Genomic DNA, 18,843 nt, shown 5'->3' on the forward strand with positions numbered 1-18,843 from the left:
CGCCCTCATAAAGGATACATCCCAAAAAAACAGCCCCTTCTACTTGATATAGAAGGGGCTGCCGGCGCTCTTAGGAAGCTATATGCAAAACACATACAAATACCGATGATTTGGATTGACAAAACATATCCATCCATCAATATACGTTTAAACTCCCATTTGGAGAACATTCGTTCACCGGTTGCAATAGGGATGGCTACATGATTAGCGATGTCGCGCAGCGCTTCATTATTTTCGGGCAAAACCGGTTCTTCAATAAACATCGGGCGAAAAGGCTCCAGCTCTTTGGCTAAGATTTTGGCCATTGGCTTATGCACGCGACCGTGAAAATCAATGCCGATTCCAACATACGGACCCACCGCGTCCCTGACAGCTGCAATGCGTTCAATGACCTGGTCTATTTTCTCATAGGAATCGACATATTGAAGTTCTTCCGTACCGTTCATTTTTACGGCTGTAAATCCTCGGGAGACCACTTCTTTCGCCGATTTCCCGACATCTGAAGGACGATCTCCCCCAATCCATGAATAGACCTTGATGGACTCCCTTGCTTTTCCCCCAAGCAATTGATGAACGGGCGCGTTATAATATTTCCCTTTGATGTCCCATAAGGCTTGATCAATGCCCGAAATCGCACTCATTAAGATGGGGCCGCCCCGATAAAAGCCTGATCGATACATGAGATTCCAATGGTCCTCTATTCTTAATGGGTCTTTCCCTATTAAATTCTCCATTAACTCTTCTACTGCGGTTCCTACCGTTCTCGCCTTTCCTTCTATGACAGGTTCGCCCCAGCCGATAATGCCTTCATCCGTCTCCATCTTTAAAAACAACCAGCGGGGCGGTACCAGAAATAATTCGTAACCCGTAATTTTCATTATGAATCCGCTCCTTAATCCTCGTTAGATTGTACTGCTGAAGCAAATTGTCTCGCTTTTTCTGTTAATTGCACGAAATACTCATCTGTTATCTCCAGCTGCGTATTCACGAGTGCGCTTCCAATGCCACAACCAATAGCGCCCGACTTCATAAATTCCTGAATATTGTTTAAATCTATGCCGCCAGTTGGCAGCAACGGAATTTGCGGAAGCGGTCCGCGTATATCTTTAATGAAGCTTGGTCCCAACGTCGCAGGAAACACTTTGATAATATCGCCGCCATTTTCATAGGCTGATAGAATTTCAGTCGGAGTAAAGGCACCCGGGATGCTTACTGCTCCGTATCGCTTTGCCATTTGTATCGTTTCTATGTCAACCGTAGGAGACAGAATGAATTTGGCCCCTGCTAAGATAGCGGCTCGCGCAGTTTCAGAGTCCAGAACGGTACCCGCCCCCACCACCACTCGATCTCCAAGTTCAACGGTTATCTCTTCAATGGCAGACAATGCGTTTGGTGAATTCATGGTGATTTCTAGAATGTTCACCCCGCCTTCGTGCAGCGCCTTTGCCATGTTCAAAACGTCTTTTGAATTGGCGCCGCGGATAATCGCTATTATTTTGTTATCTAGAATGCTGGACATGGTATTCATGAAGTTTATGCTCCCTCCTTACATATAAAAGTATTTCGTATTCGCAATAAAAGAACTGATAGTGGAATGTTATATTTTGCAAGAAAAGAAGGCAGCCGATCGCCTGATCAGCTGTCTTCTCTTGTTAATTATGTTGCAGAAGGCTTATTCCCTCAAATGATTCACTTCACGTAAAATGTCGCATCCTTCTGATCCAATGTAGTCGTGATCGGCGAGATCTCCAACACGCCGTCCCGGTGCCTGATAAATGTTCCGGATATGTTATAAGACTCGAAGGAGGCCGCCCATGGACTTGAAAATCCGGTACGCAACTTCCATGTCGCATCCTGTTTAAACAGAGCGGTATCATTATTTGACTCCAGCCAAATCTTGCCGTCACGATGTCTGAGATATTGACCTGGAAAGGACACCGATTCGATGGAGACGGCGGATGGATCGGCCAATCCCGGAACCATTCTCCACTGCGATTCAGCGCTGTACTGCCCCCCGTCAATCTTCCCTCGGCCCTCATGATAACGAACATAACTGTTGGCGATGTTATAGCTTTCCAGCTGGTTGACCGGAATTTCCGCATCCACTCGCACCGCTTTCCAATTCTGCGTATCCAAACCATTGGCCGTCCATTGAATGACCTTGGTACCGGCCGGAGAACCGGCACCCGCATTGTCCAGCATCAATCCGCTGCGCTCGTTCATGCTGGTGTAGTATCCGTTGCCCTTGTGCGTAAATTTCCACCTCTGAGTATCCAATTCATTATTCGTCCACATGATCACGTTTGTACCCGGTGTCGTGGCTCCGTTGGGATTATCCAGGATCAGGCTGTTGTTTACATTCATTGCCCGGAAGAAGCCGCCGTTTCTGTAATCCAACCGCCACCACTGGGTATCTGCCCCGAGATCGTTCCACTGGATGACGTTTGTCCCGGCCGGCGAACCGCCGCCGGCATTATCCAGCAGAAGCTGGTTATTCTGATTGACCAGCTTATAGGTCCCCCCGGATACAATGGAGAATTCCTTATCCACCTGGGCTACATTGGCACGGATTTCATTTCGGCTCCCCACTTTTACGGTGTTGACCTCCAGGAGCGATGACGGGCCCAGCGGCAGCAGCGTTCCGCTCCAGGCTGCCGGCGTGCTCTGATTTGATCCTTTTACGGTCAGCGGCGCGTCCATTTGCGTCCAGGTCGCTCCGTAATCGGCGCTCGTAAACATTTTGTTAGCGGAAGAAACCACATCCGTCATGCCCCGAACGTAAAAGCGGCCATTCGCGGTTCCATCATCGATGTAAGCAACCTCCGGTGTCTGGGATGCGCGATATATTCCTGTTCCTACAACCTCGCCAAGATCCGTCGGACTTCCCCAATTGATGCCATCAGGTGAGGTTTTGAACCGGACCGCAAAGTTAGGGGCTGCCCCCAGCATCTCGAAAAACATGAAATAGCTTCCGTTCTTCGCTTGTATTACCCGCGGCATCCCCGGACGCCAATTCCAATCTGCCTGATTACCCACAATGATGCTGTAATTTCCCCAGGTCAGTCCACCGTCACTGGAAATCTCCTGCGCGATTGCCTGGTTATACCCCGGTTCCCGCTCATCCGAGTAATAGCAGATCAACCGGCCATCGGCCGTGATCGCAAACTCCGGCTCCCATGTACGCTTTGTCCCCTCGGTTCCCCTTGCAGCCAGGTTGCTGTGAAACTGCCAAGTGGCGCCGTTGTCCGTGCTTCTCCAGATATGAATCGTATACGGTGCCGAGTTGTCCCAATCCGTGGATGCAAACAATAAGGTTCCTGCCGGATAATCCCCAACCTGCTGAGGCAGTACATACAGCGTTGTCATGCCTTGCTGATTCCGGTTCAGTCCGTAATCATTCGGATCAATTTCACTGAATAAGGACCAGGTTGCCCCGTTGTCCGTGCTCTTGTAAAAGGGAAAGGGCTGCATGCCGCTCCATCCTGCGTTGCCGGGAAACCGCGGGGTGAAGGTGGTCAGAATATCCCCATTATCAAGCTTGACCGCCCTAACATAATAAGGCTCCGGTTCAGCCGGATTACTATGAACAACCGTTCCGATAGCAGCCGCCTGCGCCGTTGGCGCGGCTAAGGTTGACATGAACAGCATAACGATGACTGCAAGCAGCCCAAAACGTTTCAGCCTGGTATTCATCTCGATCCCTCCATAATAGATAATGGATCATTTCATATGCAAACCTGTTTAAAGGCGTTCATTGATTACTCCCCCGATGGCACGGGCTGATGATGCGCATCGCTCCAAGGAACCCCGAAATCAGGCGTACCATCAAGTTTCCAGCCGAATTTCTGTATGCGCGTCGAGCGGATGCTCGCATCGGCGTCGGCTGAAGGAAGCGCATGGAAGACGATCCAGTCCTCTTGATCATCCGGAGACCTCGTAAAGCTGTTGTGGCCGGTCGCATAGACTCCGTTCTCTATACTTTTGCGAAATACAGGCTCCATCGACTTTTGCCATGAAGCCGGATCCATCGGATCGGCATCTTCATCCATCGTCAACATTCCCAGGGCATAATCCTCGGACCAGGTCGTGCTGGCGGAATAAACCAGAAAAATGCGGCCGTTCCTATGCAGCGTGACGGGACCTTCATTAATGGCCATTCCGCCTTGTTTTTCCCACGTAAGCGTTGGAGCCGTTAGCAAGCGGTGTTCCCCGGTCAATGTCCAAGGATTAGCCATTTGCGCAATATAAATAGCAGATCCGTATTCGGGAAAATGTCCGTATCCGGCATATAGAAAATAAAGCCGATTCCGTACCGTCATCACGGTGCCGTCCAAGCCCGGAACGGGAGTCTTCATCGCCCCTTTCCAAACCCATTCGCCTTCGAGCGGATCGCTATGTTCGTTCTCCAGCACGCATAGCCCCCGCGATTCGTCTCCTCCGCCATCGTTAGCCGTATAGTAGATGTACCATTTGTCATTCAGATCGTGTATTTCCGGTGCCCACAAGTTATAGCTGTAGGGACCTCCCGGTTCCGGAGACCATATGGTCTTCCTTCGGCCCTCTGCAAGTCCGGTCAAGGTGGAGGATCGGGTAAGTTCCAGGCGACCCGGCTGCGTGGACATAAAGTAATAATAGCCATCCGTGTGCTTCAGCACCCAAGGATCGGCTGCGTTTGCTACGATTGGATTGCTAAACGTCGTTGTGCGATTTGACATGCTCTCTCTCCTTTTATCCCTTCATTCCAGTCAAGGTAAAGCCTTCAGCGAAGTCCCCCCTTCGGTTTATTTCTTACTTCCATTAATTATCAGGGACGAATTCTGGGCAAACAATTATGAAAACGCTTTAGTATATATGCAAAATAAAGCAATACCGAATCGTTTTCGACGGTCGAAAAAGAAAAGGGCCGCCCTGACGGACGGTCCTCATAAACGATTCGATTCATGGATTCTGCTTACGCCATTCAAGCGGTGTGGCTCCATTCGATTTCGTAAAGAACTCATAAAACCGACTGGAAGAGGTAAAGCCCACCTCGGCGGAGATCGATTCGATCGCCTTATCGGTTTGTCGCAACAGCCGTTTAGCCTCCATCAAACGAAGGTTGATGATATACTGCTTTGGCGAGACGCCGAAGGATTCCGAGAACTTCCTGCGGAGATTGCTTTCGGAAATAAAATGGCGAGCTGCGAGCTCGTTAACCGTAATTTGTGTATGATAGCTGCTATGAATTTCTTTTAATATCGCTTCCAATACGACTTGATCGGTACCTGCCGTCGGCATCGACGTTTCCCTGTTACGCTGGAATATCAGCAAGGTTGTCTCAAAGGCAATCCGCATCATGTTGTAGGCATCGATGTCTTGCCTCTTGGAATTCCATTCTTTCTCCAGCTGAAAAAAACTGATTTCCGCCCACCGCATATCATCTTCGTGAAGATGGGCGCTCCGGATCCGATGTGGTTTGGACTCTATTTCATGAAAGAGGTATTGGCAATGGACCGGAAGCCTATCGTGGAAGAAATGAACGGATATCCCCTGCCAAGGCCTCGTACAAACGAAGCCGTGATGAAGCCGGGCAGGTATCAGGATAAGATCGCCGGCAGCTACCTTGATATTCTGTTCAGAAGAGCTGTAGTACCCTTCCCCATCCAATACCAGCGTCAGCTCATCGTATTCATGGGCATGTGACTGGAAGAGGCCCTCTCCCTGCTCGGCCTGAAAGGTGTGGGGCTTAAAGCGCTCCATACTGATCACAAAGCTCTTTTCACTGTTTTCCATGTTCCATCCTCTTTCTATGAGGCTTCTAATAGGCAGTCCTTCTCTATTCATTCTATGAAGTCCTCCGAACCTGGTCAATAAATATCGAGGTACCCTGGTTGTTCTGACATGGCTTGGTGTGAAACATTGAAATGAATAAGACTAAAAACCCTTGATGATTCATCAAGGGTTTTCTTCTTGCGGAGCCGCGAACGAAATCGCTTCGCTATGAAATTCTCGAAGACGAATCAGCAGGGAATCTTAGCGCTGCAAAATGCCTCCAGCTCCTGACGAACGGCTTGGGGCGTGTCCAGGCGAAGAATGCGTTCCGCCAGATCGCGGCATTCCGCTCGCTCCAATCCTTCGAGCCTTTCCTTGATCGGGCTGAGTCTGCCAGCCTCCATGCTCCATTCGTCAAGTCCCAGACCGAGCAAGAGCGGCGCGGCCAACGGGTCGCCCGCCATGCTGCCGCACATGCCGGTCCATTTACCGGCCTTATGGGAAGCATCGATCACCGTTCGGATGAGCTGAAGCACGGCGGGATGGAAATAATCGTACAGGTGCGCTACGTGTTCGTTCATGCGATCCGCGGCAACCGTGTACTGAACGAGATCATTCGTACCGATGCTGAAGAAATCGACTTCGTCCGCGAAAAGTCCTGCCAACACGGCCGTGGAGGGAATCTCGACCATAATGCCGACTTCCATCTTCTCGTCGAACGGTACGCCCTCCTCCCTCAATTCACCCTGCACTTCCGCCAGGATGGATCTCGCCTGCCTCCATTCTTGCAAACCGGAGATCATCGGGAACATGACCTTCACGGTACCGAAGGCGCTGGCCCGCAGCACGGCCCGCAGCTGCGTGCGCAGCAGCTCCAGGCGGACAAGCCCTACCCGTATTGCACGGTAACCCAGGAAGGGATTCGTTTCCTTTGGCAGCTGCAGGTACGGAAGCTCCTTATCTCCGCCGATGTCCATCGTGCGGATGATCACGGGGCGGCCCTCCATCTGCCGGGCCGCTTCCTGGTACGCACGGAACTGCTCCTCCTCGCCCGGCATGGCCGCGGCGTTCATGAACAGGAACTCCGTGCGGAACAGACCCACGCCGTCCGCGCCCTGCCGGACGGCGGCCTCGGCTTCCGCGGCGCTGCCGATGTTCGCCGCGAGCTCCACGCGCGTACCGTCGGCGGTCACCGCCGGACGGTCAATGTATTCCTCGAGCGATTGCCTGCGCTCGAGGTCCTGCTGCATGCGGAGCCGATGCTGCTCCGCCTCCGCCGCTTCCGGCCGGGCGAGGCACAGCCCGGCTGATCCATCGAGGACGAGCAGATCGCCGTCCTCGATGCCGTCGATCCCGTCTCCCGCGCCGACGACAGCGGCAATGCCGAGCGACCGCGCGAGAATCGCAGTATGCGAGGTTGCTCCTCCGGTACGGGTGATAAAGCCGACCACCAAGGCAGGGTCCAGCTGCACCGTATCCGAAGGCGTCAAATCGTCGGCAACGAGAATCACCGGCTCGGTGATTCCGGCAAGTCCCTGCGATTGCCCAGGCGACAGACAGGCGAGAAGACGGCCGCCGATATCGCGGATGTCGGTCGCGCGCTCTTTCATATAATCATTGCTCATGCATTCAAACATGGAAGCGACTTGGTTGACAACCTCGGCAACGGCCCTTGGGGCCGTCTCCAATTTCTCCCGGATCCGCGCCTCCATCTTCGGGTAGAAAGCCGGATCGTCCAGCAGCTTTCGGTGTCCCGCAAGAATGCCGGCTTGCTCTTCGCCTACCGCTTCCTTCGCTTTCTCAATCAGCTTCTCCATTTGCTCGGCGCAGCCCGCTTTGGCTTCGCGAAGCTTATGAAGCTCGTCTTGGACCGCAGCCGAGGTATCGGGAATATAATTCCCTTCGGGACTGCTTTGGCCGCTGGCCCCCGCCGAAGATTTGTAGATATAGGCCTTTGCAATCCGGATACCCTCCGACACGCCGATTCCTTGAATATCCAGCCTATTCATCAGGCTTCACCAAACTTGCTTTCGACGAGCTGTATCAGGGCTTCGACGACTTCTTGCTCACCGTCTCCGTTGGCTTCGATAGTCACGACGGCTCCTTGTTCAACGCCGAGCGTCATCAGCTCCAGCATGCTCTTGCCATCCGCCGAGCGTCCTTCGTTTGTCTTCAGACGAACCTCTGCTCCAAATTGTCCTGCTTTTTCCGAAAATAGCTGAGCCGGACGTACATGAAAGCCCTGCTCATTCTGTATGGTTACCGTTTGTGCGAACATGTCTTTCCTCCTCATCCTGTAACCGCCAGCCCGGGGCTGTTACTTACTGAAACGTAAAGTTGCGGTTTCTCTGTTGTTTCCTGCCGTTCATCCGTTCGACTCTTGTCAGGCCAGTAAGGTTATCCGGCCTTTATACGCCTCGACCAGCGCTTGGTTATGCTCATCGGAGCCGTCGATATTTCCGCTAAGAAATACAGGGGGGTTAAAGCCTTGCTCAATCATAATCTCAATGGATTCGGCGAACAGGGCGTTCAAAATCAAGGCTCCGATCACTGTCGAGCTCGGGGTAAAGGGGACCTGAAGGCCGGGATGGCTCAATACCGCATCGCCCTTGACCGAGAAATTGTCGATCACCAGATCCACGGCATCCGCGAGATGCTTGCCGATGCTGTGCCGGGACGGCATGCTTTTGGAATATTCCAGTGAGGTAATGCCTACGGTGAAGGCCCCCTTCTCCTTCGCCATCAAAGCGACATCCACGGGAACCGGATTGCGGCCCGAGGTGGACAGGACGAATACGACCTCTCCCTTGCGGATGTCCTGCTTGCTCATGAATTCGACGGCAAGATCGTTTTGTCTTTCCAGCTCGGACGAACGTACCGCGCCTTCATGCAGCATCAGCTTCTCTATGAGAATCGGACGGATCGGTACGAGTCCGCCTGCCCGGTAGAAGACTTCCTCGGTCAATATATGCGAATGCCCGCAGCCGAACAGATGAATAATGCCGCCCTGCTGAATACAGGCCGCCACCTTTTCCGCCGCTTCACGTATCGACTTGGCCTGCTCCGCTCGTACTTTGTCAAACAACCCGCCAATCACATCAAAATAGGTGTCCATCATCATCGCTTTCACCTCGTGGTTCCTGTATTTGTATAGATTTCTGTTATTCTTCCGCGAGTGAACGGGTTCATATCGCTTTTTTCGCCCGGAGTACCATGTCGGCCATGACTTCCAGGCTTCGCTCGATAATCCGCTCTCCCTTCTCCCTCGTTGCCAACGTTGCATCCCCAAGCACCGCGGAAGCCGTCATTTCCTCCCAGGGTGTAGGCGTGAAGTCCGCTTCAATCGGGATCTGCGGAACGCCGTCGATCGCCTTGCTCATGTCCACGTATTCGCCCGCAAGATACAGCATGTAGGAGGTCTCGATTTCATCGGCATGCATGTAGCTGCCGTGAGCGGCCGAAGCCTCGCGTACCTCCGCCGTGATTTCCTTCGTGCCTGGATAAAAGAAGTAGAACACCTTCAATTCGGGTACCCGTTCGTATAAAATTCTCGCCGCTTCCTTCAGCGCAACCGCATTGCCGAGATGGCCGTTGACCATGATGAAGATGCGGAATCCCTGATGATATATACTCTCGCCGATATCGGCAAGCAGCCGGATGAGCGCTTCGTTCGACACGTTGATGCTTCCCGGAAAATTGCGCAGGCTCCACACTTGACCATAAGGAAGGGTCGGCAGAACGAAGCTGTCCGTCCGTTCCGCCAATTTGTCCGCGAGCCTGGACGCAAGCAGGTTATCCGTGCCCAGGGGCAGATGGGGACCATGCGCTTCAACGGCCCCGATTGGAAGTATGGCCGCGCCGAGTTTGCGGATTTTCTCCTCCACCTCAACCGAATTCTCGAGTTCGAATTTCATGACGCTAAGCCCCCTTACTTTTTGAATGAGAAGCAGTCGGCCGGATTGCTTACGAAAAATTTCTCCACCAGCTTCCGGCCGTCAAAGCCGCTGCGATTCGCCTCGTCTACAAAGCGCGGCACCCATTTGGAAATAATGTACTCCAGCCCGAGACCGTAATCGTAATGCTTGTAGTAGGTTTTACGGGCGGTATCTCCGCTGATGAGAATCTGATCCTCGTAGCCTTTACGGACAAGCTCCAGAATCAGCGAGATGCGGGTGCTTTCCGGCGCATACTTGATTTTGCCGATACCGTCAAAGCTCATGTAGGCTCCGGTTGCGGCGATTTGCTCATGGTAATACGGGTCGGGGTTCCGGTCCATATGCCCTAAACTCAAGTAGGATAGATCCACGCCTTCGCTTTTTAGGAGTTCGATTTGCTCCAGCGCCATGGTGCCGACTTCCGTATGGGAGTGGATAGGGGCTTTTGTTTCGTGATGAGCGCGGGCTACAGCGCGTAGCGTCTTCTCCTCCAGCGGCGTGATGCGGTTATAGCCTGTCCCGAACTTAACCTGGCCTGCTTTGAATGGCGTGCCTTCCAGCCCTTCTTCCACCTCCCGGATGACGAAATCCGCCAGCTCGTTGATGCTTTTGGCCTCGATCCACTGCGCATAACTCTCATAATCGCCGATCAGCGGCTTCAGCTCCTCTTTGATTTTGGCATCCCACAGGAAGCTTTTATTGAAGCCCGCCGTTCCTACAATGCGAATGCCGGTTTCAAGCGCGATTTCCTGCACCGCTTGAACATCCCGTCCATAATCGACGGCTGTAGCATCCACGATGGAGCATCCGCCGTGTTGTTTGAAATCCAGAACGTCGCGCTTGGACTTCTCTTTATCATCCAACAGCAAATCGTCCACTCCCCGTTCCTGCCAGTAGGCCGGACGGCATACGATATGTTCATGGGAATACGTAAAGCCCAATTCCTCTTTGCTGATATCTCCATGCAAGGTACGGATAAAGCCCATATCGTTTCTCCTCCACTCTCTATAGAATAAGAACCTGACCGTTTCATAAAAGTGCATGTTCAAAAAAGCCGGCTTCTCTCAACGCCTTAGACCGCTTTCTGATCTATCTCGTGATCCAAAGCCGACTTTTTTGTTTAACCTCTAAAAGAACAGTTTCGCCAGGAAGTGCAGAATCGGTCCGATGATGAACATGTCGGAATCGGCAGCCCACATGGCCGTATCCGGCACCGTCGAGGCGATAAAGAAGCGGACCATCAGGAACTGACCCCAAGCGACTACGGTTGACGTGATGAAGCCGCCGATCACGGCACCGCGGACACCGCCTGTCGAGTTCCCGAACACCCCTGCCGTAGCGCCGTGGAAGAATAGAACGATCATCGTCGGCACAAAGATGTAAGAAACGGTGTTGCCCAGTACGAGCAGCCAGATAATCGCGCCACCGAAAGCTCCCAGGAAGCCAAGCACCACCGCATTCGGCGCGTAAGGGTATACGACTGGCGCATCCAGAGCCGGTTTGGCGCCTGGCACGAGTTTGGTAGCAATCCCGTTGAAGGCCGGCACCAGCTCGCCGACAAACATCCGGACCCCCATAAGAACGATGGCGATTCCGCCTGCGAACGTGAACGATTGGATAATGGAATAGATGATAAAGTTCTGGTCACCCGATTGCTTCATCAGTTCTGCCGCAGCCGGCGTGCCCTTCGTCGAGAGAATAATGGACCCGATCAGGAATAACACGCCCATGCTGAGCGCCGTGATGACGTTGGAATCGCGAAGAAATTCGAAGCCTTTCGGTACTTTGATTTTCTCGGAATCGTTGTTTTTGTTGCCGAGCAATTTGCCGAACAAGGCAGCCAATAGCGCAACCGAAGCCGACGTGTGTCCAAGCGCAATGTTATCGTTGCCCGTGATTTTACGCAGGAACGGCTGAACCAGCGCCGGCTGGAACGTCCAGTACACCCCAAGAACCACGGCGATCATCAGTACCAGCTTCCAGATCGGAATTCCGCTGGACGCATGGACGATGACGCCCGCAAAAACGGTCGACGTCCAGAACATCATGTGCCCGGTCAGATAAATAAATTTAAACCGGGTAAAGCGTGCCAGCAGAACGTTGATCAGAAAGCCGATGAGCATGGCAAGCGTAACGGCGCTGCCGAATTTGGAATTGAATGCCTCCTGCCCCATAAAGGTACCGAGGGATCCGCTTTCCAATCCGAAGACTTCTTTCCACATCGGCTCGAATACGTTCAAGGCTTTTACGATAACGTCAGAGCCTGCGCCGATGATGAGGAAGCCGATGATCGCTTTAAAGGTGCCGCTTACGAGCTGACTCGTTGATTTCTTCTGCAGCAGCAGGCCGATCAGAACGATAAACCCGAGCAGAATGGCCGGCGTTCCAAAAATGTTGGTAGCGATCCAAAAAAGTACGTCCATAAGCCCTCTTCCTTTCTAATGGTTTACAGCACTTCTTCCAGCTTCTGTTTGATCTCGTCGTTGTCAAAATAGTTGTTGACGATAACGACCTTGGCTTCATGCCCTTGCAGGCTTTGTGCCAGCTCGTTGCTTGTAATGATATAATCGGCTGCGGTTCCCGATGCCGTCGAAACGTCCGTGTGCTCCACGTCGGCGTTTACTCCCATGCCGTTCAGCACATTCTCCACATTCATTCTCAGAATCAAGCTGGTTCCTTGTCCTAAACCGCATACGCATAAAATTTTCATTGTTCGTTCCCCCTAATTAGTTGTTGGATTGACTCTACATCAGATGCCTGCTTGAATAGCTCCACGTTGTCCGGATTGCTGAGCAATGTCGTCAGCTTGCGCAGCATGGCGATGTGCTCCGAGCTTGAGGAGCCGCCGAGCGCGAATACAAGCTGGACCGGGTCATTGGCGGCATGGCCAAAAACGACGGGCGTCTTCAATCGAAGCAGCGAGACGGAGGCTTCCCTCACCCCGTCCTCCGCACGGGCATGCGGTAGGGCGATGTGCGGCGCAAGAACAAAGTACGGCCCTTTGTCACGATACGATTCCACCATGGCATCGGCATAACGTTCTTCCGCCGCTCCGGCATTCGCCAGCAGCGCCCCTGCCAAACGGATCGCTTCTTCCGCCGTCTCGGCCTCAACATCCAAGGCAATTAGTGACGGTTCCAAAAATTTCATTCTCATCTCTCCCAAATCCGGTATTCTGTTCGGTGCTAAGGACCGGTTTGTAATTGTTGAAGTATCTGTTCTTTCGTCCTGGCCTCTTTCAGTCGGATCAGGTTTTCCTTATCTCTCAGCAGGAGCGTCAGCTCCGACAGTGCTTTCAGGTGGGATTCGCCGTCAATCGCCGCCAGGACCAGAATGATCTGCACCTGGTGGCGCGCTTCCTCCGAGAAGGCGACGGGCTGCTCCAGCCGGAACAGACTGATCCCAAGCCGCCGGACTCCATCCTGCGGCTTGCCGTGCGCGATGGCGATGCCAGGTGCTACGACAATGTAAGGGCCGAGCGCTTCCACTTTGGAGATCATCGCATCAATGTAAGCCTCTTCGATGCGTCCATCCTTCAGCAGCGGTTCGGAGGCTTCGCGTATGGCGCTCCGCCAATCTGCCGCTTCTCTGTTCATCCGAATCATTTGCCCGGTGAGCAGATCCGTCAGAGATGGCTTCCGAGCCTCGCTGAGCCAAGTTTTCCCTAAGGACATGTAGCGGTTAAGCTCCTCCGCAAGTCCGGCTTCATCCCTTACCGCCGCGTATTTATGGACGATGTCCAGCAGCGCTTGTACCGTGTTGGCCTGGGTTCTTGATTTGCGTCCGGAAACCATGTTGATTTGGTTCAGCAAATGCTCCTTATCCTTATCGCTTAGAATCGGATTCACCAGGAGAACGGGCACTTTGCTGTCCGGGAGCGGTACCGTCGAGAATATAAAATCGACATCTTCTTCGCGAAACGACTCATAATCGCGGAGCGACAATACGGCTGTGATGTCCACTGCCGAGAACAGGTTCTCCAGCTGCGATTTCAGCATCCGCGATGCGGAAATGCCGTTCACGCAGACGATGGCGGCCTGCCGCCTTACGGCCGGCTTCGTATTCTCTCTGCGCAGCCAACCGCCGAAGTGCATGGCGAGGTATCCGATCTCGTGATCGTCAAGTTTACGTCCAACCAACTGCTCGAACGGTGCGGCGGAACGGCGGGTAAGCTCGAATACTTCCCCGTACTTGGAACGGATATTTTCGAGCAGCGGATTTTCCAGGCTGAGACCATACAAGATCCGGTAATAAGCCGGTTTCAAGTGGACCAGCAGATTCTCCTCCATGGCTTCACGGTTCGGCAGAAATACGCAGGCATACCGTTGAAAATGGTCGGTCATCTCCGTCGTCACGTTCCGAAGCTGCTTCAGCACTTCTTCGGAACCCGTCATCTGTTCCATCCGATTGACTCTCGCCCCCAGCAGATGCATCGCGAAGTAGCAGACTTCATCATCCGGAACGGAAACGCCGAACATTTGCCCGAGACCTTCCGCAATACGCGCGGCAGCTTCATACTCCGGCGTCCTCCGCAGAACGCTTCGTTCATCATCGTCGATCGAGACCCATTGCGCGGTTTGAATCCGTCTTACATACAACAGGAAGCGGGCGGTCAGATGAAACAGCATCTCATCCGTCAAATCTACGCCCAGCGTGATCTCGCTATCCGAGATCAGGCGATAGACTTGCTCCAAACCTCCCTCTTCCATAGGCGGAAACAGGAGTGGGGCGAGATCGGGAATTCCCGATTTCGGGTTCAGGTTGAATGCCTGTTCCCAGCCCGCATGACCGAAAATCTGCCCGAAGTAATGGCTCAGCGTCTTCCGCTTGTCCCGCTCCTCCCCGTGTACGCCGTACCCCCGCTTACGGTCGTAGGTTACCTTGAGTTTTACGGACCTCATCTCCGAGCGGACCATGTTCAAATCCTTGAGCACGGTGCCGCGGCTAACCTGGAGAAGTTCGGTCAGATGGTGAACGAAGAGCGGACTCTCCGCCGACAGCAGGTAGAGCGACATCCAGGCCAGCCTTTCGCGCGGAGACAAATAATACTGCTGTGCATGGGGCTTTTCATTCAACTGCGGAAGCCCCGCCCGGCTTTCTTCAGGCAAATAGTAGCCTGCTGTCCTGACATATTGGACCGATGGAAGTTGAACCGCTTTCAACCAGTCGTTTATTTTGTCCATATCATAGTAAACGGTTCGTCTGGAGATGCCGAGCTTCTGCATCAGTTCTTCCAGCGATACATAATCGGCTGCCTCATGGAGCAGCGTCAACATCTTGGTACTGCGTTCATCCAGAATACGGCATCAACTCCTTTGCCGTTAGTTTCGTGCTTTTTGCAATTTGATTATACCTATAGGCAATTGATCAAGGACAGTTCAATTCATGGAGCCCGATTTGTGCAAAAATGTACTCTAGTGAAATGGACAAAAAAACAGGCCCCATGGCCTGTATAAGATATGGTTCAACTTTGCGACTGCCCTGGTCATCGTGTCTTGGCAAAAATCGCATCCTTTCATTCGGCACGGTCAGTTTTCACGAACCGGTCATCATCGGTGTTTGCGGATCGATCCCCACAGAATCTAACTAATTCGCCGGCGTCATGATTGGCAAGGTGACGATGAAGGTCGTTCCTTGGCCAGGTTCGCTTTCCACTCGGATATCGCCTTGATGAAGCGATACGATCTGCTTAACAATGGCGAGTCCCATGCCGCTGCCCTCATATTTACGACTGCGGGAACGGTCGGTTTTAAAGAAACGTTCGAATATGCGCTTCTGATCCTCCGGGGAAATCCCTATGCCCGTATCGGATATTCGGACGGTCACGTTATTCATGTCTTGTTTGATGCTGACGTTAATCACGCCGCCATCCTTTGAGAATTTGATGCTGTTGCCAATGATGTTCGTCCATACCTGGTTTAATTGATCATGATCGGCCGTAACTTTAACGGGCTGCAAATCAAGCTCAAACTGAATGCTGCGGGCAGCCCATTGCGGCTGGAGCGCCACGATGACCCGTCTGATCTGTTCATCCAGGCTGAGCGTGCTGAGCCCCAGCTGCTGTGACTGGGATTCAAGCAAACTCAGCTTGAGCAGGCTGTCGCTCATTTTGGACATCCGCTTCGCTTCAGCGATGATAATATCCAGATAACGTCTTCGCTCGCCATCCGAGAGATTTACCTGCTTCAGCGCTTGAGCATACCCGGAAATCGAGGTGAGCGGCGATTGCACCTCGTGCGACACGTTCGTTACGAATTCCCTGCGCAGCTGCTCCAGCTGCTGGAGCTCGTGCATCATGTCTTCAAAGCTGCGAGCCAGCGTACCCAGCTCGCTTGTTTGCTTAATATTCAGCTTGACGCTGAAATCTCCGGCTGCAATGCGTCGGGTCGCTTTTGTCAGCTTTTTGATCGGCCTTACCAAGTAGATGGAGGCAATCAGGATCAATAAGCTCCCTGTAATCAACGAACTGGTAGCAAAGATCGATCCCCATTTGACGACAAAAGAGGCAGAAGGGGGGGCGAGCATTTCCAGGAACATCGCTTTCGTTCCCGTTTCCGTTTTCAACGGCAGCCCTAAAAGAACCGTAGCAATGCCTTTCTGCGTGTCTTGAACAACGCCTCCTTCGATTACTTCCTTTAGTTGATCCATCGTTACTTCAGCAGGTTTGTGTCCGTTAAGCTTGCCGTAAGCCTGGTACTGGCCCGTCGCTTCGTAGATGCGAATATAATAGGAATCGAGCTGCTTCATTTCACTAACGAACAAGTCGGCTTCACGTAACGGAAGTGTCTTGTAAATCCGGACGACATCTTGACCGAAGTTGCGTAAGTTGATTTGCGCGTTCTCGTTCAATTGTTCCTTGAACATCCAAGTAGACATAAAAAACGAAAGGATCGTGCCCCCGATGACGGACACTAGAAACGTCAGGACTACTCGAATATATAAGGATCTGATCATTCATAGACCTCGAGCCGGTATCCCAGCCCGCGCACCGTTTCGATCCGGAAATCCGTCGTCGTTGCGAACCTTTCGCGAAGACGTTTAATATGCACATCCACCGTTCGATCATCTCCTGCGTAGTCGATTCCCCAAATCTGATCGATCAGCTGCTCGCGTGTATAGACTTGTCCGGGTGTTCCAGCGAGCTTGTACAGCAATTCGAACTCTTTGAGCGGCAGCGTGAACGTCTCCGGCCCGCTGCTCACCTTATAGGTCTGCCTGTCGAGAATGACGTTGCCGAACTGGATCGTCTGCGTGGAGCCGATCCGATATCGTTTCAGCAATGCCTTAACTCGGGCCGTCAACTCTAACGGATCGAATGGTTTCGTTAAATAATCGTCCGTCCCAAGCTCGAAACCCTTTACTTTTTCCCAGGTTTCGCCTCTCGCCGTCAGCATAAGCAGCGGCAAATCCGGATTGGCTCTTCGAAGCTCCTTGCATAACGTCCAGCCATCCATCATCGGCATCATAATATCAAGCACGACAAGATCGACGGGTGTCGAGCCATAGACGCTGAGCGCTTCCTTGCCGTCAGCCGCCTCGACCGTGGTGAATCCGTCATTGCGTAGAAATAAACAGACGAGTTCGCGAATGTTCGCGTCGTCGTCAGCAACCAGTATAGTAGGCATAGGTCCCCTCTTTCTTTCATTTCCATCCCATATTGTGTAATAACTATATACTATTCTATATACAAGGGTTATGGGGATTGGTTCAAATGGTGCGGCAATTGTGCGTCTAATTTGCATTCTAGCCTACGCTAAAAAAGGCCGCGCATTCCGCGGCTTTTTGTTCGTCCAATCCCTTGACTTCAGCCCTTATTCTTAGCCAGCAAATGAAATCTCGAGCCTCGAACCGGCCGCATCATCTCCAGTCTTTTCCGTTGAATGGGAAAGCTATCGAGTGATGCTTAACCAAGTTTAATCAAGGAAGATGAACTGCCAGTGACATCAATATGAACGGAACATGAACAAACCATGTGCATAGCCCCCTCTACGGCATACCAAAAAAGTCGGCCAATTCAGGCCGACTTTTTCTACCAATTCGTTTTGCGATGTTTTTGGTTGGCATCCGATCCGCTGCAGGACGATTTCAAAACACGCATTCCGTGGCGATCGACGGACGCTTAAGCAATTCCCAACCAGTCTTGGCGGATATAAAAGAGGCAAGCTCCAAGCCCATTCGGTAATGCGTCTGATAGCCGGGATGATATCGGCCGCCCCATCCTTCCACCTCCGGATGAATCAACCCCAGATCAACCACGAATACCTTCCCGTTTCCGCTTTGACTGAAATAGGAGACGACCTTATTCACGCTGGCAAGATAGTTGTTATTCATGGTTCCAACACAACAAAAGACGTAGGGATCGTTATACTTTTCCAGGATAACCTGGATGAATTCAATATAAGCGGCAATATACGCCTCATCATCAATTGGCGTCGAATAATCATTCTGGCCCAAATTAATGACGACTCCATCAGGAGTATACCGGGAAAAGTCCCATGGCGCCGTCCCTTTGCCGAGGGTCCCCGAAAAATGTTCCGGCAATCCTTGCTTGTTCCCTACCGCATCCTGCCAAACGCCGATCCCGCAAATGGCCATCGTATGATATTCCGCATTCAACATTCTGCCGCTGATTCCGACATAGGACATGTATCCGTCGTCAAGATGCGGAGCTTCAGCGAGCACATGCGGATGGCCGATCCCTGCCCCATCCGTGATGGAATCCCCGAAGTACTCAAGCCGGAGTGGTTTTGCCGCGGGCGGGGCAAGGAAGCTTCCGCCGTCGGGCAGCGAAAACTGATGAAATGCTATACTTCCGGTCAGGATTCCCGTTCGCTTGTGGATCTCTAAAGTGTGTTCACCCTCCGGCAGTCCCTGTTCGATTATGTATTGATGAACCCCCTTCTTCAAGTTGATCCAATTACGGGCGACACCGTCCACTACGATTTCAACGTAATCCTGGCCGTCGGAATCCTCAGCCGTCATCGAGACGGCCGTACCTCGGAAGGCAAGAAAAACCGCGCTGTTGACCCAGGAGCATTTCGGCTTCTCTCTCTCGGTCAGATCAAATCTCCCCATCAGCCTGGCAAATTCGGCAAAGCTAAACTCCAACATAATTCCTCCTTTCAGCTTTTGTATTGACTATCAAAAAATGAACTAG

At 52.4% G+C, this 18,843-nt stretch carries 16 protein-coding genes and 1 pseudogene; all 17 read right to left on the minus strand.

The genetic code is table 11. The annotated features are described in order from the left end of the window. Positions 1-110: 110 nt before the first annotated feature. Positions 111-878: pseudogene (gene dgoD / locus AC3RCL_RS23860) on the minus strand (galactonate dehydratase); the annotation flags it as partial. 14 nt (positions 879-892) lie between these two features. Further along, positions 893-1,528 carry a bifunctional 4-hydroxy-2-oxoglutarate aldolase/2-dehydro-3-deoxy-phosphogluconate aldolase gene (locus AC3RCL_RS23865; protein ID WP_492532393.1) on the minus strand — a complete coding sequence of 212 codons (636 nt, stop codon included), beginning with the start codon at positions 1,526-1,528 and terminating at the stop codon, positions 893-895. Between the two features lie 161 nt (positions 1,529-1,689). Beyond that, positions 1,690-3,693, minus strand: a complete 2,004-nt coding sequence (locus AC3RCL_RS23870) for an AbfB domain-containing protein (RefSeq protein ID WP_492532395.1) — start codon at positions 3,691-3,693, stop codon at positions 1,690-1,692. Positions 3,694-3,758: 65 nt separating this feature from the next. After that, a complete protein-coding gene (locus AC3RCL_RS23875; protein WP_036659674.1) occupies positions 3,759-4,715 on the minus strand; it encodes a glycoside hydrolase family 43 protein in 957 nt (318 codons plus the stop codon). A gap of 223 nt (positions 4,716-4,938) precedes the next feature. After that, on the minus strand, positions 4,939-5,772 hold the full coding sequence (locus tag AC3RCL_RS23880; protein ID WP_375121659.1) for a helix-turn-helix domain-containing protein: 834 nt from the start codon (positions 5,770-5,772) through the stop codon (positions 4,939-4,941). Between the two features lie 227 nt (positions 5,773-5,999). Then, positions 6,000-7,760, minus strand: coding sequence for a phosphoenolpyruvate--protein phosphotransferase (gene ptsP, locus AC3RCL_RS23885; protein WP_492532398.1), 1,761 nt, complete (start codon positions 7,758-7,760; stop codon positions 6,000-6,002). Then, positions 7,760-8,029 carry an HPr family phosphocarrier protein gene (locus tag AC3RCL_RS23890; RefSeq protein WP_036659680.1) on the minus strand — a complete coding sequence of 90 codons (270 nt, stop codon included), beginning with the start codon at positions 8,027-8,029 and terminating at the stop codon, positions 7,760-7,762. The genes ptsP and AC3RCL_RS23890 overlap by 1 nt, the downstream gene beginning before the upstream one ends. 105 nt (positions 8,030-8,134) lie before the next feature. Then, complete coding sequence (locus AC3RCL_RS23895) at positions 8,135-8,869, minus strand: SIS domain-containing protein (protein ID WP_492536458.1); 735 nt, start codon at positions 8,867-8,869, stop codon at positions 8,135-8,137. Between the two features lie 67 nt (positions 8,870-8,936). Then, entirely contained in the window at positions 8,937-9,665 is a 729-nt protein-coding gene (locus tag AC3RCL_RS23900; protein ID WP_492532401.1) for a creatininase family protein, read from the minus strand. Between the two features lie 14 nt (positions 9,666-9,679). Then, positions 9,680-10,672: a phosphotriesterase family protein gene (locus AC3RCL_RS23905; RefSeq protein ID WP_015736906.1), complete on the minus strand. Its 993-nt coding sequence runs from the start codon at positions 10,670-10,672 to the stop codon at positions 9,680-9,682. Between the two features lie 141 nt (positions 10,673-10,813). Beyond that, positions 10,814-12,109 (minus strand): PTS ascorbate transporter subunit IIC, encoded by a 1,296-nt coding sequence (ulaA, locus tag AC3RCL_RS23910; protein WP_213579508.1) that lies wholly within the window; start codon positions 12,107-12,109, stop codon positions 10,814-10,816. 23 nt (positions 12,110-12,132) lie between these two features. Next, on the minus strand, positions 12,133-12,396 hold the full coding sequence (locus AC3RCL_RS23915) for a PTS sugar transporter subunit IIB (RefSeq protein WP_009593269.1): 264 nt from the start codon (positions 12,394-12,396) through the stop codon (positions 12,133-12,135). Continuing rightward, positions 12,393-12,836, minus strand: coding sequence for a PTS sugar transporter subunit IIA (locus AC3RCL_RS23920; protein WP_036659685.1), 444 nt, complete (start codon positions 12,834-12,836; stop codon positions 12,393-12,395). Before AC3RCL_RS23920 ends, AC3RCL_RS23915 begins: the two co-directional genes overlap by 4 nt. Before the next feature lie 35 nt (positions 12,837-12,871). Next, on the minus strand, positions 12,872-14,962 hold the full coding sequence (locus tag AC3RCL_RS23925; protein ID WP_492532405.1) for a BglG family transcription antiterminator: 2,091 nt from the start codon (positions 14,960-14,962) through the stop codon (positions 12,872-12,874). 310 nt (positions 14,963-15,272) lie between these two features. After that, positions 15,273-16,640, minus strand: coding sequence for a sensor histidine kinase (locus AC3RCL_RS23930; protein WP_492532406.1), 1,368 nt, complete (start codon positions 16,638-16,640; stop codon positions 15,273-15,275). Beyond that, on the minus strand, positions 16,637-17,311 hold the full coding sequence (locus AC3RCL_RS23935) for a response regulator transcription factor (RefSeq protein ID WP_492532408.1): 675 nt from the start codon (positions 17,309-17,311) through the stop codon (positions 16,637-16,639). The genes AC3RCL_RS23930 and AC3RCL_RS23935 overlap by 4 nt, the downstream gene beginning before the upstream one ends. 460 nt (positions 17,312-17,771) lie before the next feature. Beyond that, entirely contained in the window at positions 17,772-18,797 is a 1,026-nt protein-coding gene (locus tag AC3RCL_RS23940; protein ID WP_492532410.1) for an SGNH/GDSL hydrolase family protein, read from the minus strand. Between the last annotated feature and the right edge of the window lie 46 nt (positions 18,798-18,843).

This window comes from Paenibacillus sp. MT86 (genome assembly GCF_058792535.1).

Coding starts and splice junctions, on each gene's coding strand:
- AC3RCL_RS23865 (WP_492532393.1), bottom strand. CDS start 1,528: ATGAATACCATGTCCAGCATTCTAGATAACAAAATAATAGCGATTATC.
- AC3RCL_RS23870 (WP_492532395.1), bottom strand. CDS start 3,693: ATGAATACCAGGCTGAAACGTTTTGGGCTGCTTGCAGTCATCGTTATG.
- AC3RCL_RS23875 (WP_036659674.1), bottom strand. CDS start 4,715: ATGTCAAATCGCACAACGACGTTTAGCAATCCAATCGTAGCAAACGCA.
- AC3RCL_RS23880 (WP_375121659.1), bottom strand. CDS start 5,772: ATGGAAAACAGTGAAAAGAGCTTTGTGATCAGTATGGAGCGCTTTAAG.
- ptsP (WP_492532398.1), bottom strand. CDS start 7,760: ATGAATAGGCTGGATATTCAAGGAATCGGCGTGTCGGAGGGTATCCGG.
- AC3RCL_RS23890 (WP_036659680.1), bottom strand. CDS start 8,029: ATGTTCGCACAAACGGTAACCATACAGAATGAGCAGGGCTTTCATGTA.
- AC3RCL_RS23895 (WP_492536458.1), bottom strand. CDS start 8,869: ATGATGGACACCTATTTTGATGTGATTGGCGGGTTGTTTGACAAAGTA.
- AC3RCL_RS23900 (WP_492532401.1), bottom strand. CDS start 9,665: ATGAAATTCGAACTCGAGAATTCGGTTGAGGTGGAGGAGAAAATCCGC.
- AC3RCL_RS23905 (WP_015736906.1), bottom strand. CDS start 10,672: ATGGGCTTTATCCGTACCTTGCATGGAGATATCAGCAAAGAGGAATTG.
- ulaA (WP_213579508.1), bottom strand. CDS start 12,109: ATGGACGTACTTTTTTGGATCGCTACCAACATTTTTGGAACGCCGGCC.
- AC3RCL_RS23915 (WP_009593269.1), bottom strand. CDS start 12,396: ATGAAAATTTTATGCGTATGCGGTTTAGGACAAGGAACCAGCTTGATT.
- AC3RCL_RS23920 (WP_036659685.1), bottom strand. CDS start 12,836: ATGAAATTTTTGGAACCGTCACTAATTGCCTTGGATGTTGAGGCCGAG.
- AC3RCL_RS23925 (WP_492532405.1), bottom strand. CDS start 14,962: ATGTTGACGCTGCTCCATGAGGCAGCCGATTATGTATCGCTGGAAGAA.
- AC3RCL_RS23930 (WP_492532406.1), bottom strand. CDS start 16,640: ATGATCAGATCCTTATATATTCGAGTAGTCCTGACGTTTCTAGTGTCC.
- AC3RCL_RS23935 (WP_492532408.1), bottom strand. CDS start 17,311: ATGCCTACTATACTGGTTGCTGACGACGACGCGAACATTCGCGAACTC.
- AC3RCL_RS23940 (WP_492532410.1), bottom strand. CDS start 18,797: ATGTTGGAGTTTAGCTTTGCCGAATTTGCCAGGCTGATGGGGAGATTT.